Origin of the sequence: Streptomyces sp. NPDC014801 (assembly GCF_043082085.1) — a bacterium.
In the GTDB taxonomy this organism is placed as follows: Bacteria; Actinomycetota; Actinomycetes; order Streptomycetales; family Streptomycetaceae; genus Streptomyces.
Genome location: NZ_JBIBXG010000013.1, coordinates 147,733 through 161,031, shown reverse-complemented (window position 1 = coordinate 161,031; position 13,299 = coordinate 147,733). Strand labels below are relative to the sequence as shown.

Annotated in this window: 12 protein-coding genes; 3 read left to right on the top strand and 9 right to left on the bottom strand. The window is 72.1% G+C overall.

The annotated features are described in order from the left end of the window. Positions 1-183 precede the first annotated feature (183 nt). From ACF1AL_RS30215 to ureA, 4 genes are read right to left on the bottom strand one after another with little or no spacing between them, the layout of a single operon-like run. Entirely contained in the window at positions 184-792 is a 609-nt protein-coding gene (locus ACF1AL_RS30215) for a TetR/AcrR family transcriptional regulator (RefSeq protein ID WP_384213341.1), read from the bottom strand. A gap of 34 nt (positions 793-826) precedes the next feature. After that, on the bottom strand, positions 827-1,867 hold the full coding sequence (locus ACF1AL_RS30210) for an agmatine/peptidylarginine deiminase (RefSeq protein WP_386420961.1): 1,041 nt from the start codon (positions 1,865-1,867) through the stop codon (positions 827-829). Positions 1,868-1,877: 10 nt separating this feature from the next. Beyond that, on the bottom strand, positions 1,878-3,590 hold the full coding sequence (locus ACF1AL_RS30205) for an urease subunit alpha (RefSeq protein WP_391828202.1): 1,713 nt from the start codon (positions 3,588-3,590) through the stop codon (positions 1,878-1,880). Beyond that, on the bottom strand, positions 3,587-4,306 hold the full coding sequence (gene ureA / locus ACF1AL_RS30200) for an urease subunit gamma (protein WP_391828200.1): 720 nt from the start codon (positions 4,304-4,306) through the stop codon (positions 3,587-3,589). The genes ACF1AL_RS30205 and ureA overlap by 4 nt, the downstream gene beginning before the upstream one ends. Positions 4,307-4,451: 145 nt before the next feature. Between ureA and ACF1AL_RS30195 the strand changes: the two genes are divergently transcribed. Then, positions 4,452-5,894: a cytosine permease gene (locus ACF1AL_RS30195; RefSeq protein WP_391828198.1), complete on the top strand. Its 1,443-nt coding sequence runs from the start codon at positions 4,452-4,454 to the stop codon at positions 5,892-5,894. Positions 5,895-6,027: 133 nt separating this feature from the next. Here ACF1AL_RS30195 and ACF1AL_RS30190 read toward each other — a convergent pair whose 3' ends face one another. The 3 genes from ACF1AL_RS30190 to ACF1AL_RS30180 form a co-directional block, all read right to left on the bottom strand. Beyond that, the gene (locus ACF1AL_RS30190; RefSeq protein ID WP_391657077.1) at positions 6,028-7,116 is read right to left on the bottom strand and encodes a branched-chain amino acid aminotransferase; all 1,089 of its coding nucleotides are present in this window, start codon (positions 7,114-7,116) and stop codon (positions 6,028-6,030) included. 265 nt (positions 7,117-7,381) lie between these two features. Next, positions 7,382-8,425, bottom strand: coding sequence for a 3-isopropylmalate dehydrogenase (locus ACF1AL_RS30185; RefSeq protein WP_391657078.1), 1,044 nt, complete (start codon positions 8,423-8,425; stop codon positions 7,382-7,384). Positions 8,426-8,507: 82 nt separating this feature from the next. After that, complete coding sequence (locus ACF1AL_RS30180; RefSeq protein WP_361627802.1) at positions 8,508-8,639, bottom strand: hypothetical protein; 132 nt, start codon at positions 8,637-8,639, stop codon at positions 8,508-8,510. Between the two features lie 393 nt (positions 8,640-9,032). On the opposite strand from ACF1AL_RS30180, the gene ACF1AL_RS30175 reads away from it, so the two are divergent. Further along, positions 9,033-9,239, top strand: a complete 207-nt coding sequence (locus tag ACF1AL_RS30175) for a DUF5988 family protein (protein ID WP_366839477.1) — start codon at positions 9,033-9,035, stop codon at positions 9,237-9,239. A gap of 72 nt (positions 9,240-9,311) precedes the next feature. On the opposite strand, the gene pruA is transcribed toward ACF1AL_RS30175, so the two are convergent. Beyond that, entirely contained in the window at positions 9,312-10,943 is a 1,632-nt protein-coding gene (gene pruA / locus ACF1AL_RS30170; protein WP_366839476.1) for an L-glutamate gamma-semialdehyde dehydrogenase, read from the bottom strand. Positions 10,944-10,983: 40 nt separating this feature from the next. After that, the gene (locus ACF1AL_RS30165) at positions 10,984-11,910 is read right to left on the bottom strand and encodes a proline dehydrogenase family protein (RefSeq protein WP_391657079.1); all 927 of its coding nucleotides are present in this window, start codon (positions 11,908-11,910) and stop codon (positions 10,984-10,986) included. Between the two features lie 162 nt (positions 11,911-12,072). On the opposite strand from ACF1AL_RS30165, the gene ACF1AL_RS30160 reads away from it, so the two are divergent. Then, positions 12,073-13,290, top strand: a complete 1,218-nt coding sequence (locus ACF1AL_RS30160; protein ID WP_366839474.1) for a helix-turn-helix domain-containing protein — start codon at positions 12,073-12,075, stop codon at positions 13,288-13,290. Positions 13,291-13,299 lie beyond the last annotated feature (9 nt).

Sequence of the window (13,299 nt, the reverse complement as noted above, 5' to 3'; positions counted from 1 at the left end):
AGCACGGGGGCAGTCTGGCACAATCCGCCCCCGCGCTCACCGCCCGTCTCAGGATGCGAGCGCCGCCCTGGTCACCGCGGGCGCCACGCACCGCAACCACCGGCTCACCGCGCGCCTGCAACCGCACCCGGCACGACCCGGTGGCCCCTCACGGCAGCCGGACCCGGACCGCCCCGCGGGCCCTCAGGCCTGCGCGCACAGCGCGTCGTCGAGGAACTCCCGGACGTGGGCCAGGGTCTGCGCCCGGTCGGTGCCGCGCAGCCCGATCGCCACATGGATGGAGAAGCCGTCCAGCAGGGCCCGCAGCCGGGCCGCGAAGCGGTCGGGGTCGACGGCGCGGAACTCGCCGTGCGAGATGCCCTCGGCGATGAGGGCGACCAGGTCGCGGTGCCAGGCGCCCTCGATGGCGGCCTGCCGGGCGCGGGCGTCGTCGTCGGCGTTCTGCGAGCGGTTCCACACCTCCAGCCACAGCGTCCAGTGCGGGTCGCGGTGGCCGTCGGGGACGTACAGGTCGACGTAGGCGTCCAGCCGTTCACGGGCGGTGCCGTCGCTCGACAGCAGCCGGGCGCGCTCGGCGCCGAGCCGGCCCTCGCTCCACTCCAGGGTCTGCAGCAGCAGTTCGTCCTTGGAGCGGAAGTAGTACAGCAGATGGCCGCTGCTCATGCCGACCTCGCGGCCGAGCCCCGCCATGGTGAGCTTCTCCAGACCGCGCTCGGCGATCATGTCCATGGCGGAGGCGAGGACCTCCTCGCGCGGCGGCGCGTTCCTGCGCGCACGGGCCGCACCGGCCATCTGCTGCTCCTGTGTCTCGAAAAGGCGCTGTGGATCAGACCTTCGGCTGCTGCTGGGTGATGCAGTGGATGCCGCCCCCACCCGCGAAGATCGTACGCGCGTCCACCAGGGTCACCGTCCGCTCCGGGAACAGCTTGCGGAAGATGCCGGCCGCGATCTCGTCGCGCGGGTCGTCGAAGCCGCACAGCACGACGCCGCCGTTGCACAGGTAGTGGTTGATGTAGGAGTAGTCGGCCCAGTGACCGTCGGCCTCCAGCACGGTCGGGGCGGGCACCTCGACCACCTCCAGCGCCCGGCCGCGCGCGTCGGTCGAGGACTTCAGCAGGCCGATGACCTCCTTGGTGACCTCGAAGTCCGGGTGCGCCGGGTCCGGCTGGTGGTGGGCGACGACGACACCCGGGCGGGCGAAAGCGGCGACGATGTCGACGTGGCCGAGGGTGCCGAAACCGTAGGGCGGGTAGTCGCCGGTCAGGCCGCGCGGCAGCCAGATCGCCTTGGACGTGCCGAGGTGGGCGTGGATCTCCGCCTCGACCTGCTCCTTGGTCCAGTGCGGGTTGCGCTCGGGGCCGAGCTGCACGGTCTCGGTGAGCAGCACGGTGCCCTCGCCGTCGACGTGGATCGCGCCGCCCTCGTTGACCAGCTGCGAGGCGTACGTCGTGGCGCCGGCGAGGTCGGAGACGTAGGCGCCGATCTTGGAGTCGTGCTCCCAGCGGGCCCAGTCCTGGGCGCCCCAGCCGTTGAACGTCCAGTCGACGGCGGCCAGTTCGCCCCGGCCGTTGGTGAGGAAGGTGGGGCCGATGTCGCGCATCCAGGCGTCGTCGAGGTCGCGCTCGACGACCTGGATGCCCTCGCCGAGCAGGCCGGCGGCCTCGGCGGACTGGCCGGGTCCGCAGACCACGGTGACCGGCTCGAAGCGGCGGATCGCGCGGGCGACGGAGGCCCAGGCGATCCGGGAGGCGGCGAGGTCCTCGGGGTCGTCGAAGGTGGGGTTCGGGCTCGGCCAGGCCATCCAGGTCCGCTCGTGCGGGGCCCACTCGGCCGGCATGGAGAAGCCGTCGGCGGCAGGGGTGCTCATACGGGGGTCCTTAGAGGAAGTAGAGGCGGTTGAGGGAGACCGAGTCGGCGGGCTCGGAGCGCAGCGGCTCGCCGTCGAGGGTGACCAGGCCGGTGCGCTGGTCCACGTCGACCTGTCCGGTGCGGGAGTTCAGGCGCAGGTCGGCCGGGCCGATGCCGCGGGTGCCGCGCACGGCGACCCTGCGCCGGCGGGTGGGCATGGTGTCGTGGCCCTGGTCGACGGCGGCCTGGGCGACGAACGCGACGGAGATGTCGGCGGCGGTCGCACCGAAGGCACCGAACTGAGGCCCCAGCACGAGGGGTTCGCAGGTGTCGGTGGCCGCGTTGGGGTCGCCGGTCACGCCGTAGGCAGGGAAGCCGGACTTCAGCACCAGCTGCGGCTTGGCGCCGAAGTACTCGGGCCGCCACAGCACGATGTCGGCGAGCTTGCCGACCTCCAGCGAGCCGACCTCGTGGGCGAGGCCGTGCGCGATGGCCGGGTTGATGGTCAGCTTGGCCATGTAGCGCAGGACGCGCTCGTTGTCGTGGTCGGTGTCCGGGCCGCCCAGTTCGGCCTTCATCTTGCCGGCCATGGCGAAGGTGCGGCGCACGGTCTCGCCGGCCCGGCCCATGCCCTGGGCGTCGGAGGAAGTGATGCCGATCGCGCCCAGGTCGTGCAGCACGTCCTCGGCGCCCATCGTCCCGGCGCGGATGCGGTCGCGGGCCATGGCCGCGTCGCCGGGCAGGTCGGGCTTGAGGTCGTGGACGGAGACGATCATGCCGTAGTGCTCGGCGACGGCGTCCCGGCCGAAGGGCAGCGTCGGGTTCGTCGACGAGCCGATGACGTTGGGCACGCCCGCCATCTTCAGCACGTTGGGGACGTGTCCGCCGCCGCAGCCCTCGATGTGGAAGGCGTGGATGGTCCGGCCCTCCAGGACCCGCAGGGTGTCCTCCACCGACAGGCACTCGTTGAGGCCGTCGCTGTGCAGGGCGACCTGGACGTCGTGCTCCTCGGCGACGCGCAGCGCGGTGTCCAGGGCGCGGGTGTGGGCGCCCATGTCCTCGTGCACCTTGAAGCCGGAGGCGCCGCCCTCGGCCAGCGCCTCGATCAGGGGGGCGTCGTGCGAGGACGAACCCCGGCCGAGGAAGCCGATGTTGACGGGCCAGGCGTCGAAGGCGTTGAAGGCGTGGCGCAGCGCCCAGGGCGAGTTGACGCCGACGCCCCACACGGGCCCGAACTCCTGCCCGATGACCGTGGTCACGCCGGAGGCGAGGGAGGCCTCCATGATCCGCGGCGACAGCAGGTGGACATGGGTGTCGACGGCGCCCGCGGTGGCGATCAAACCCTCGCCGGACACGATGGACGTGCCCGTGCCGACGACCACGTCGACGCCGTCGAGGGTGTCGGGGTTGCCGGCCCGGCCGATCCCGCAGATGCGGCCCTCGCGGATGCCGATGGACACCTTGCGCACGCCCTGCACGGCGTCGATGACGACGACGTTGCTGATCACGACGTCGCAGGTCTCGCGGACGGCGGCGGCCTTCAGGTGCAGTCCGTCGCGGGCGGTCTTGCCGAAGCCGGCGAGGAACTCGTCGCCGTACTGCTGTGCGTCGGACTCGATCCTGATCGTCAGCCCGCTGTCGCCGAGGCGGACGCGGTCGCCGGCGCGGGGGCCGTGGGTGGCCGCGTACTCGTGCGGCGTCAGGCGGCGGGCTTCGGCGGGGTGGCCTCCGGGGCGGCTCATCGCTCGGCCTCCTTCTCAGTGCTGTCCGAAACGCCGGTGTCCGGTACGCCGCGGTAGCCGCAGGCGGCGGCCCGGCGCAGGGCCTCCTCCTTGGCGCCCGGCGCGTCCAGCGGCCCGTCGACCAGGCCGGCGAAACCGATCGCGATGCGCTCGCCGCCGATCGGCACGAGCCCGACCTCGTGGGACTCGCCCGGCCCGAAGCGCACGGACGAGCCGGCCGGGACGGCGAGCCGCATGCCGTAGGCCCGCTCGCGCTCGAAGTCGAGGCGGGGGTTGGCCTCGAAGAAGTGGAAGTGGGAGGTGACCGACACCGGCACGGTCGCGGTGTTGGTGACCGTCAGCGCGAGAACCGGTTCGGGGTCGGAGTGCATCGGGCCGGGGAGCAGCGCGCCCGGCCCCTCCTCCCCCAGTCCTGCGCCGATCGGGTCGGAGACGACCGCGAGCCGGGAGCCGTCGTCGAAGACGGCCTCGACCATGACCTCGGTGACCACGTCGGCGACGCCCGGCAGGACGTCGTCCGGGCCGAGCACCGAGCGGGCCGCCTCGATGGCCTCGGCGAGCCGTTTGCCGTCCCGGGCGGCCTCGCAGACGGTGTCCGCGATCAGCGCGGTCGCCTCCGGGACGTTCAGCCTGAGCCCGCGGGCCCGGCGGGCGCGGGCCAGCTCGGCCGCTCCGAAGAGCAGCAGCCGGTCACGTTCCGTGGGGGTCAGTCTCACCTCGCGGCACCTCCTTGCCTTCCTCGCTTTAGAGCACCACTCTAAACACCGGATTCACGCAACGGAAATATTGACGGGCCACCACAGCACACGTCACATTGAACGTCGCTCTAAACCTCAGATGGCCGTCAAGGGAGACCCAGCCATGCCGATAGAACAGCGCGGAGTCGACACGATCCCCGACGAGGAACGCACCAGCGGTCCCCGCGACCTCGTCTCGATCCTGCTCGGCTCCAACCTCTGCCTGGGCGTCATCGTCTTCGGCTGGCTGCCCGCCTCCTTCGGCCTCGACTTCGTCTCGTCGATCACCTCGATCCTCGCGGGCACCGTCGTCGGGACGGCGCTCACCGCACCGCTGGCGCTGATCTCCCTGCGCACCGCCACCAACCTGTCCACCTCCTCGGGCGCCCAGTTCGGCGTGCGCGGCCGGCTGATCGGCTCGATCGTCGGCCTGCTGCTCGCCCTCGGCTACACCGCCCTGACGGTGTGGGTCGGCGGCGACGTCTCGGTGAGCGTCCTCGGCCGCCTCTTCGGCCTGCCGGCGGACGGCCTGTCGTACGGCGTGGTCTACGCGCTGCTGGCCGCGGCGACCGTCGCGGGCGCGGTGTACGGCTACAAGGTGCTGCTCACCATGTCCCGGGTCCTGGCCATCGGCATGACGGCCCTGCTGGCCCTCGGCCTGCTCGCCTACGCCCCGCACTTCACCACCGCCGCACTGCCGGAGGCGGGCGGTTATCTGCTGGGCGGGTACTGGCCGACCTGGCTGCTGTCGGCGGTGGCCGCGGGCCTGTCCGGGCCGATCGCCTTCATCACCCTGCTCGGCGACTACACCCGCTACATCTCCCCCGCCCGCCACACCCCGCGCCGCATCCTGCACGCCACCTGGCTCGGCCTGCTCCTCGGCCTGCTGGTCCCGCAGCTCTTCGGCACCTTCACCGCCTACGGCGCCCGCGCCGCGCTCGACTACGCCGGCCCGCTGGTGGACGCCTCCCCCACCTGGTACCTGATCCCGCTGCTGCTGGCCGCCTCCGCGGGCTCCGTCGGCAACGCCGGTCTGATGCTGTACTCGATGGGCCTCGACCTGGACGCGATCCTGCCCCGCGCCTCCCGCGCCCGCGCCACCTGCACGGTCGCGATCGTCGCCACGGCCAGCGTCTTCGCCGGCCACTTCCTGTGGGACGCGCAGGCGGCGATGACCTCGTTCGTGCTGCTGCTCACCGCGATCGGCACCCCGTGGGCGGTGATCACCCTCATCGGCTTCGCCCGCTGCCGCGGCCACTACGACGCGGACGCGCTCCAGGTCTTCAACCGCCGCTCGCACGGCGGCATCTACTGGTACCGGGCCGGCTGGAACGTCCAGGCCGCCGTGTCCTGGGCGGTCGGCGCCCTCGTCGGCCTGCTCGCGGTCTCCCTGCCCGAGTACCAGGGCCCGCTGCTGCGCCTCACCGGCGGCGTGGACTGCAGCTTCCTGCTGTCGGGCCTGGCCGGCGGGGTCGTCTACCTGGCCCTGACCGCCGGCGGCAGGGGCGTCCCGGCGCTGCCGTCCGACCCGGCGCGGCCCGCCGAGGCGGTGCCCGCCGAGCACTGACGGCAGCGCCCCTTCGACCCCCGGGCCGGCCGAGGACGGACGGCCGGCCCGGGCTTCCTCCCGGACCCGGGACACGACAGGGCCGTCCCGGACGCGTGTCCGGGACGGCCCTGTGTCATCCGCCGGGGCGGGATCAGCCGAGCTTGTGCATCCAGCCGTGCTTGTCCTCCGTGAGGCCGCGCTGCAGGCCGAGCAGGGCCTCGCGCAGGCGCAGGGTGACCGGGCCGGGGGTGCCGTCGCCGTGCGTCCAGGCGTCCGACTTGGTCTTGACGTGGCCGATCGGGGTGACGACGGCGGCCGTGCCGCAGGCGAAGACCTCGGTGAGCGCGCCGGAGGCGGCGTCCTCACGCCACTGCTGGAGCGTGATCACACCCTCCTCGGCGGTGTAGCCGAGGTCGCGGGCGACCTGGAGCAGGGAGTCCCGGGTGATGCCCTCGAGGATGGAGCCGGTGAGCGCCGGGGTGACGATCCGGTCGCCGTAGACGAACGCGACGTTCATGCTGCCGGACTCCTCGACCTTGGTGCGGGTCACCGCGTCGAGGTAGACGACCTGGTCGCAGCCGTTGGCGGCGGCCTCGGCCTGCGGCAGCAGCGAGGCGGCGTAGTTGCCGCCGGTCTTGGCGTCGCCGGTGCCGCCGGGGACGGCACGGACGTGGTCCTCGGAGACCCAGATGGTGACCGGCTTGACGCCGCCCGCGAAGTAGGCGCCGGACGGGGAGGCGATCAGCATGAACAGGTACTCGTTGGCCGGGTGCACACCGAGTCCGGTCTCGGAGGCGAACATGAACGGCCGCAGGTAGAGGGACTCCTCGCCGCCGTGCGGCGGGACCCAGTCGGCGTCCTGCGAGAGCAGCGCGTCCAGGGCGGCGATGAACAACTCCTCGGGCAGCTCGGCCATCGCCATGCGGCGGGCGGAGTTGCGGAAGCGGCGGGCGTTGGCCTCGGGACGGAAGACCGCGACGGAGCCGTCGGGCTGGCGGTACGCCTTGAGGCCCTCGAAGATCTCCTGCCCGTAGTGGAGGACGTGGGTGGAGGGGTCGAGGGAGATCGGGCCGTACGGAACGAGCTGCGCGTCGTGCCAGCCGCGCCCCTCCGTCCACTTGATCGTCACCATGTGGTCGGTGAAGTGGCGGCCGAACCCGGGGCTGGCGAGGATCGCCTCGCGCTCCGCTGCGGGAAGCGGGTGGGCGGAGGGCTTGAGCTCGATCGTGGGCGTCGTCATGAGTGGTTGTCCTTCACCGGTTGTCGTGACGGGCCGCGCTCCTTACGGCCCGGCAAGGGCCGTCTCCGGCCAGTGCAAGGACGTCCGAGCATTCCCTCATATCGCGGCTCCGCGTTCGATTATCGCGCGGCGGCGGCGACGGAAGGAATCCGGGTGGGGCGGCCCAGGGGTCGATGCTTCCACCCGGCGCCGCACAGGGAAAGCCGCCGGGTGCGTCATGGCGACCCGGCGGCTTTTCGAAGTGGTTCTTCAGGAGCGCACCGGATCAGCCGGCTACGCGTACGGCGAGCGCGTCGCCGATCTCCGACGTGGAGCGGGCGGGCTTGCCCACGCGCTCGGCGAGGTCGGCGGCGACCGCGTCCTCGATCCGGGCGGCCTCGTCGTCGTAGCCGAGGTGGCGCAGCAGCAGGGCGACGGACAGGACCGTGGCGGTGGGGTCGGCCTTGCCCTGGCCGGCGATGTCCGGGGCCGAGCCGTGGACGGGCTCGAACATGGACGGGAACTCGCGGCTCGGGTTGATGTTGCCGGAGGCCGCGACGCCGATGCCGCCGGAGACGGCCGCGGCGAGGTCGGTGATGATGTCGCCGAACAGGTTGTCGGTGACGATGACGTCGAACCGCTCGGGCTGCGTCACCAGATAGATCGTGGCGGCGTCGACGTGGATGTACTCGGTCGTCACCTCGGGGTACTCGGCGGCGACCTTGTTGAAGATGTTCGTCCACAGGTGACCGGCGAAGGTCAGCACGTTGTTCTTGTGGACGAGGGTGAGCTTCTTGCGCGGCCGGGCCTGGGCCCGCGCGAAGGCGTCCCGCACGACCCGCTCGACACCGAAGGCCGTGTTCACGGAGACCTCGGTGGCGACCTCGTGCTCGGTGCCCTTGCGGATGGTTCCGCCGTTGCCGGTGTACGGCCCCTCGGTGCCCTCGCGCACGACGACGAAGTCGATCTGCGGCTCGCCGGCGAGCGGGGTGGCGACGCCCGGGAGCAGCTTGCTCGGGCGGAGGTTGACGTGGTGGTCGAAGGCGAACCGCAGCTTCAGCAGGAAGCCGCGCTCCAGCACGCCGGACGGCACGCTCGGGTCGCCGATGGCGCCGAGCAGGATGGCGTCGTGGTCCTTGAGCTGCGCCAGGTCCTCGTCGGTGAGGGTCTCACCGGTGGCGTGGTAGCGGCGGGCCCCGAAGTCGTACTCCTTGGTCTCCAGCTTCACATCCTGCGGGAGGACGGCGGAGAGGACCTTGAGGCCTTCGGCCACGACTTCCTGGCCGATGCCGTCACCGGGGATCACTGCGAGATCGATGCTGCGAGACATGCGGGCACCCTACTCCTCGTCCCATGGGATGACACGGACCGTCCGCCATCCGGACAAGGAGCGGGCGTGCCTGCGGGTCTGATCAGTGGCCGGTGGCGCCGCCGTTGTCCCGGCGGTCGAGGGCGCGCTGGAGCGCGGCGGCGGCGTTCTTGCGGTCGGCCTCGCTCGTACGGGAGGAGTGGCGGACGCGGCGGCGGACGGTCGTCTCGGCCATGAGGGATCGACTCCTTCGGGCAAACGCGGAGCGCGGAAAAGAAAGAGGGGTGACGAGACGCCGGGGGCGGGGAGCTGCGGGGCGGCAGGGGTTGCCTGCATGTGGGCCCGGCTCACGACCGCCGTTCGCCTGGTCTGGCGAGACGTTCGGCTTCTACAAAGCTAGGACAGGAGCGGGCGTCTGTCTCCACAATTACTCGGACTTCCTACTATCTGAGACAGCGGACTGCGTCACACCGCGCTGACCTGGGGCTCCGGGGGCGCAGGGAACTGCGCGACCAGCCACCCACGCCCCGCGGAAGGGCACCGGCCGGCGCAGCGGGCGACTCCTCCGGACGGCTGATCCTGTTCGCCGGGCGGGACAACGCCGCGCGCCGCCGGGAACGGTGACCGCATGACCAACGCGGCCAAAGCAGTGCTGGAAGGCGGCCCCGACGACCTGCCGGAGCGCATCGTCCCGATCACTCCGCCCGGGATCGAACTGAAGATCCCCCACCGGGGCGGCTACGAGCACTTCCGCTCGACGACCCGGCACGAGGAGACGGACCAGGGCCGGCTCCCCGTGTACGAGTGGTGGGAGCGCACCGAGGTCGCCGAGTAGCCCCGGACACGCCGACGGGCCGGGCCCCCGTGCTGAGGACCCGGCCCGTCGCGTGCCCGGAGGGCGAGGACGTCAGCCCATGTGCGGGTAGCCGTACTCGGTCGGCGGCACCAGCGTCTCCTTGATGGCGCGGGTCAGCGTCCAGCGCTGCAGGTTCTGCGGGGCGCCCGCCTTGTCGTTGGTGCCCGAGGCGCGCCCGCCGCCGAACGGCTGCTGGCCGACCACGGCACCGGTCGACTTGTCGTTGATGTAGAAGTTGCCGGCCGCGTAGCGGAGCCGGTCGGCCGTGTAGGCGGCGGCCGCGCGGTCGTTGGCGATGACCGAACCGGTCAGCGCGTAGTCCGACACCGACTCCATCTGGGTCAGCATCTCGTCGTACTTCTCGTCCTCGTAGACGTACACCGCGAGGATCGGGCCGAAGTACTCGGTCGTGAAGACCTCGTTCTCCGGGTCGGTGCACTCGATGACGGTGGGCCGGACGAAGTAGCCGACCGAGTCGTCGTAGGAGCCGCCCGCGACGATCGTGCACGCCGGGTCCGCCGCCGCACGGTCGATCGCGGCCTTGTTCTTCGCGAAGGACCGCTCGTCGATGACGGCGCCGATGAAGTTCGACAGGTCGGTGACGTCGCCCATGGCGATGCCGTCGACCTCGGCCGCGAACTCCTCCTTGAAGCCGTCGTTCCAGATCGAGGCCGGGATGTACGCCCGGGAGGTCGCCGAGCACTTCTGGCCCTGGTACTCGAAGGCGCCGCGGGTCAGCGCGGTCTTCAGCACCGCGCGGTCGGCCGACGGGTGGGCGACGACGAAGTCCTTGCCACCGGTCTCGCCGACCAGACGCGGGTAGGAGCGGTACTTCTCGATGTTGGCGCCGACCGTCTTCCACAGGTACTGGAAGGTCTTGGTCGAACCGGTGAAGTGGATGCCGGCCAGGTCGCGGTGGTTCAGCGCGACCTCGGAGACCTCCAGGCCGTCACCGGTGAGCAGGTTGATGACGCCCTTGGGCAGGCCCGCCTCCTCCAGCAGCCGCATGAGCAGCACGGCGGCGTGGGTCTGCGTCGGGGACGGCTTCCACACCACGACGTTGCCCATGAGGGCGGGCGCGGTGGGCAGGTTGCCCGCGATGGCCGTGAAGTTGAACGGCGTGATCGCGTAGACGAAGCCCTCCAGCGGGCGGTGGTCGAGGCGGTTCCACACGCCCGGGGAGTTGGCCGGGGGCTGCTCGGCCAGGATCTGGCGGGCGTAGTGGACGTTGAAGCGCCAGAAGTCGACCAGCTCGCAGGGGGTGTCGATCTCGGCCTGCTGGGCGGTCTTGGACTGCCCCAGCATGGTGGAGGCGGCCAGCGTCTCGCGCCACGGGCCGGACAGCAGCTCCGCGGCGCGCAGGAAGATCGCCGCGCGGTCGTCGAAGGACAGGGCGCGCCAGGCGGGGGCCGCGGCGAGGGCGGCGTCGATCGCGTCCTGCGCGTCCTGCTTCGTGGCGTTGCGGTAGGTGCCCAGGACGGCCTTGTGGTTGTGCGGCTGCACGACCTGGAACGGCTCGCCGCCGCCCATCCGCCGCTCACCGTCGATGGTGCACGGCAGGTCGATCGGGTTCTCGGCCAGCTCCTTGAGCTTGGCCTCCAGGCGGGCGCGCTCGGGCGAGCCGGGGGCGTAGCCGTGCACCGGCTCGTTGACGGGGGTGGGGACCTGGGTCACAGCGTCCATGAGATCCGTAACTCCTTGTACGTGAGCGGGTGGTGCGGGCTCAGCCCGTGCTGACCATCGAGCGGACGAAGAACTTCAGGTTGGCCGGCTTCTCCGCCAGCCGGCGCATGAAGTAGCCGTACCAGTCGGTGCCGTAGGCGGTGTAGACGCGCATGCGGTGGCCCTCGGCGGCCAGCCGCAGGTGCTCCTCGCCGCGGATGCCGTACAGCATCTGGAACTCGTACTCGTCGAGCTTGCGCCCGGCGCGGTGGGCGAGTTCCTGGGCGATGGCGATCAGGCGCGGGTCGTGGGACCCGATCATCGGGTAGCCCTCGCCCTCCATCAGGATGCGCAGGATGCGCACGTACGCCTTGTCGATCTCGTGCTTGTCCTGGTACGCGACGGAGGCGGGCTCCTTGTAGGCGCCCTTGACCAGGCGGACCCGGCTGCCGGCGGCGGCCAGCCGGCGGGCGTCGGCCTCGGTGCGGAAGAGGTAGGCCTGGATGACGCAGCCGGTCTGCGGGAAGTCCTTCCGCAGCTCCTCGTGGATGGCGAACATCGAGTCGAGGGTGGTGTGGTCCTCGGCGTCGAGCGTCACGGTCGTGCCGATCGCGGCGGCGGCCTCGACGACGGGGCGGACGTTGGCGAGGGCCAGCTCGTGGCCGCCCTGAAGCGCCTGGCCGAACATGGACAGCTTGACGGACATCTCGACCTGGGTGCCGAGGCCGAGCGGCTTGATCCGCTCGATCAGCTGCAGGTAGGCGTCCCGGGCGGCGGTGGCCTGCTCCGGGGTGGTGATGTCCTCGCCGACGACGTCCATCGTCAGCTCCAGACCCTTGGACGTCAGGTCCTCGATGATCGGGACGATGTCGTCGACCGTCTCGCCCGGGATGAAGCGGTCGACGACCTGCTTGGTCACCGGGGCCGCCGAGATCAGGCGTCGCATCCGGTCGCTGCGCGACGCGGCGAGAATCACGGGACCCAGCACGGGGCACCTCCACAACGAACAAAACCAGGCCGAAACCCTACGATTCGGGTACGGCACGGAGAACCACCGTGAAACCTAAGGATTGCTCCGATCGTCTGCCATCGACAGCTGTCACGCATCCGTGCCCGGGATCTCAGACAGATGTATGAAGGCCGGGGCGGGATGCGGGAGAATGCCCGGGTGACGGCGGAACACAGGGGTGACTACCAGGAGCTCATCGACGAGATCTCCGAGCTGCTCGGCGCGCCCGCGACCCTGGAGAACCGGGACTTCGAGCTGATCGTCTTCGGCGCCTACGACGACGAGGGCGACCTCGATCCGACGGTCCTGGACCCGGTCCGCACCCGCTCGATCCTCACCCGGCGCTCGACCGCCGCCGTCCGCAGCTGGTTCGAGGGCTTCGGCATCACCCGGGCGACCGGACCGGTGCGCATCCCGCCGACCCCGGAGGCCGGGGTGTACCGGGGCCGTATCTGCCTGCCCGTGCGCCACCGCGGGGTGGTCCTCGGCTACGTCTGGCTGCTGGACGGCGACCCCGGGCCCACCGACGCCCAGCTGGCCGCCGCCATGGAGGTGACGGCCCGCATCGGCGCCCTCCTCGCCGACGAGGCGCAGCACGGCGCCGACCTGACCCGGGAGCTGCGGGCGGTGCTGGCGGCCGAGCCCGGCTGGCAGCGCGACGCGGCGGTGGCCGAGCTGCGCACGGCACTGGGGGCGCGCGCGGACGGGCCGCACACGGTGGTGTGCGTGGCGCCGTGGCCGTCCGCCGATCCGGCCCAGGCCCCATCGGTGCGGACCCTGCCGGGGGCGACGGCGCTGTGCACGGTGCCGTGGGGGGCGACGGACCACTGCCTGGCGGTGCTGGTGCGGCTGCGCTCGACACAGACGGTGACCCCGGCGATGTCGGTGGCGACACGGCTGCGGGAGCGGGCGGGGGCCGGCGTGGGGGCTGCGGGAGCCGCCGCCGCGGGGGCCGTGGCGGGGATCGCCGCGGCCCGGACGGGAATCGCCGAGCTGGGCACGGCCTGGCAGGAGGCGTCGGCGGCGGCCCGCGCGGCCCTGGCCGACGCCCGCTTCGGCCCCGTCGCCGACTGGTCCGGCATCGGGCCGTACCGCCTGCTGACCGCGCTGCCCGCGGTGGCGGCCGCCGACCCGGTGGTGGCGCCGCTGCTCACCGCCGCGCACCGGGAGCTGGCCCGCACGGCGGAGGTGTTCCTGGACTGCGCGGGCCAGGCGGGGCGCACGGCGGCCCAGCTGGGCATCCACCGGCAGACCCTGTACTACCGGCTGTCCCGCGTCGAGCAGCTCACGGGGCTCGACCTGGACGACGGGGAGGACCGCCTGCTGCTGCACATGGCGCTGAAGGCGGCCCGCCTCTAGGGACGCCCG

Coding starts and splice junctions, on each gene's coding strand:
- ACF1AL_RS30215 (WP_384213341.1), bottom strand. CDS start 792: ATGGCCGGTGCGGCCCGTGCGCGCAGGAACGCGCCGCCGCGCGAGGAG.
- ACF1AL_RS30210 (WP_386420961.1), bottom strand. CDS start 1,867: ATGAGCACCCCTGCCGCCGACGGCTTCTCCATGCCGGCCGAGTGGGCC.
- ACF1AL_RS30205 (WP_391828202.1), bottom strand. CDS start 3,590: ATGAGCCGCCCCGGAGGCCACCCCGCCGAAGCCCGCCGCCTGACGCCG.
- ACF1AL_RS30195 (WP_391828198.1), top strand. CDS start 4,452: ATGCCGATAGAACAGCGCGGAGTCGACACGATCCCCGACGAGGAACGC.
- ACF1AL_RS30190 (WP_391657077.1), bottom strand. CDS start 7,116: ATGACGACGCCCACGATCGAGCTCAAGCCCTCCGCCCACCCGCTTCCC.
- ACF1AL_RS30185 (WP_391657078.1), bottom strand. CDS start 8,425: ATGTCTCGCAGCATCGATCTCGCAGTGATCCCCGGTGACGGCATCGGC.
- ACF1AL_RS30180 (WP_361627802.1), bottom strand. CDS start 8,639: ATGGCCGAGACGACCGTCCGCCGCCGCGTCCGCCACTCCTCCCGTACG.
- ACF1AL_RS30175 (WP_366839477.1), top strand. CDS start 9,033: ATGACCAACGCGGCCAAAGCAGTGCTGGAAGGCGGCCCCGACGACCTG.
- pruA (WP_366839476.1), bottom strand. CDS start 10,943: ATGGACGCTGTGACCCAGGTCCCCACCCCCGTCAACGAGCCGGTGCAC.
- ACF1AL_RS30160 (WP_366839474.1), top strand. CDS start 12,073: ATGCGGGAGAATGCCCGGGTGACGGCGGAACACAGGGGTGACTACCAG.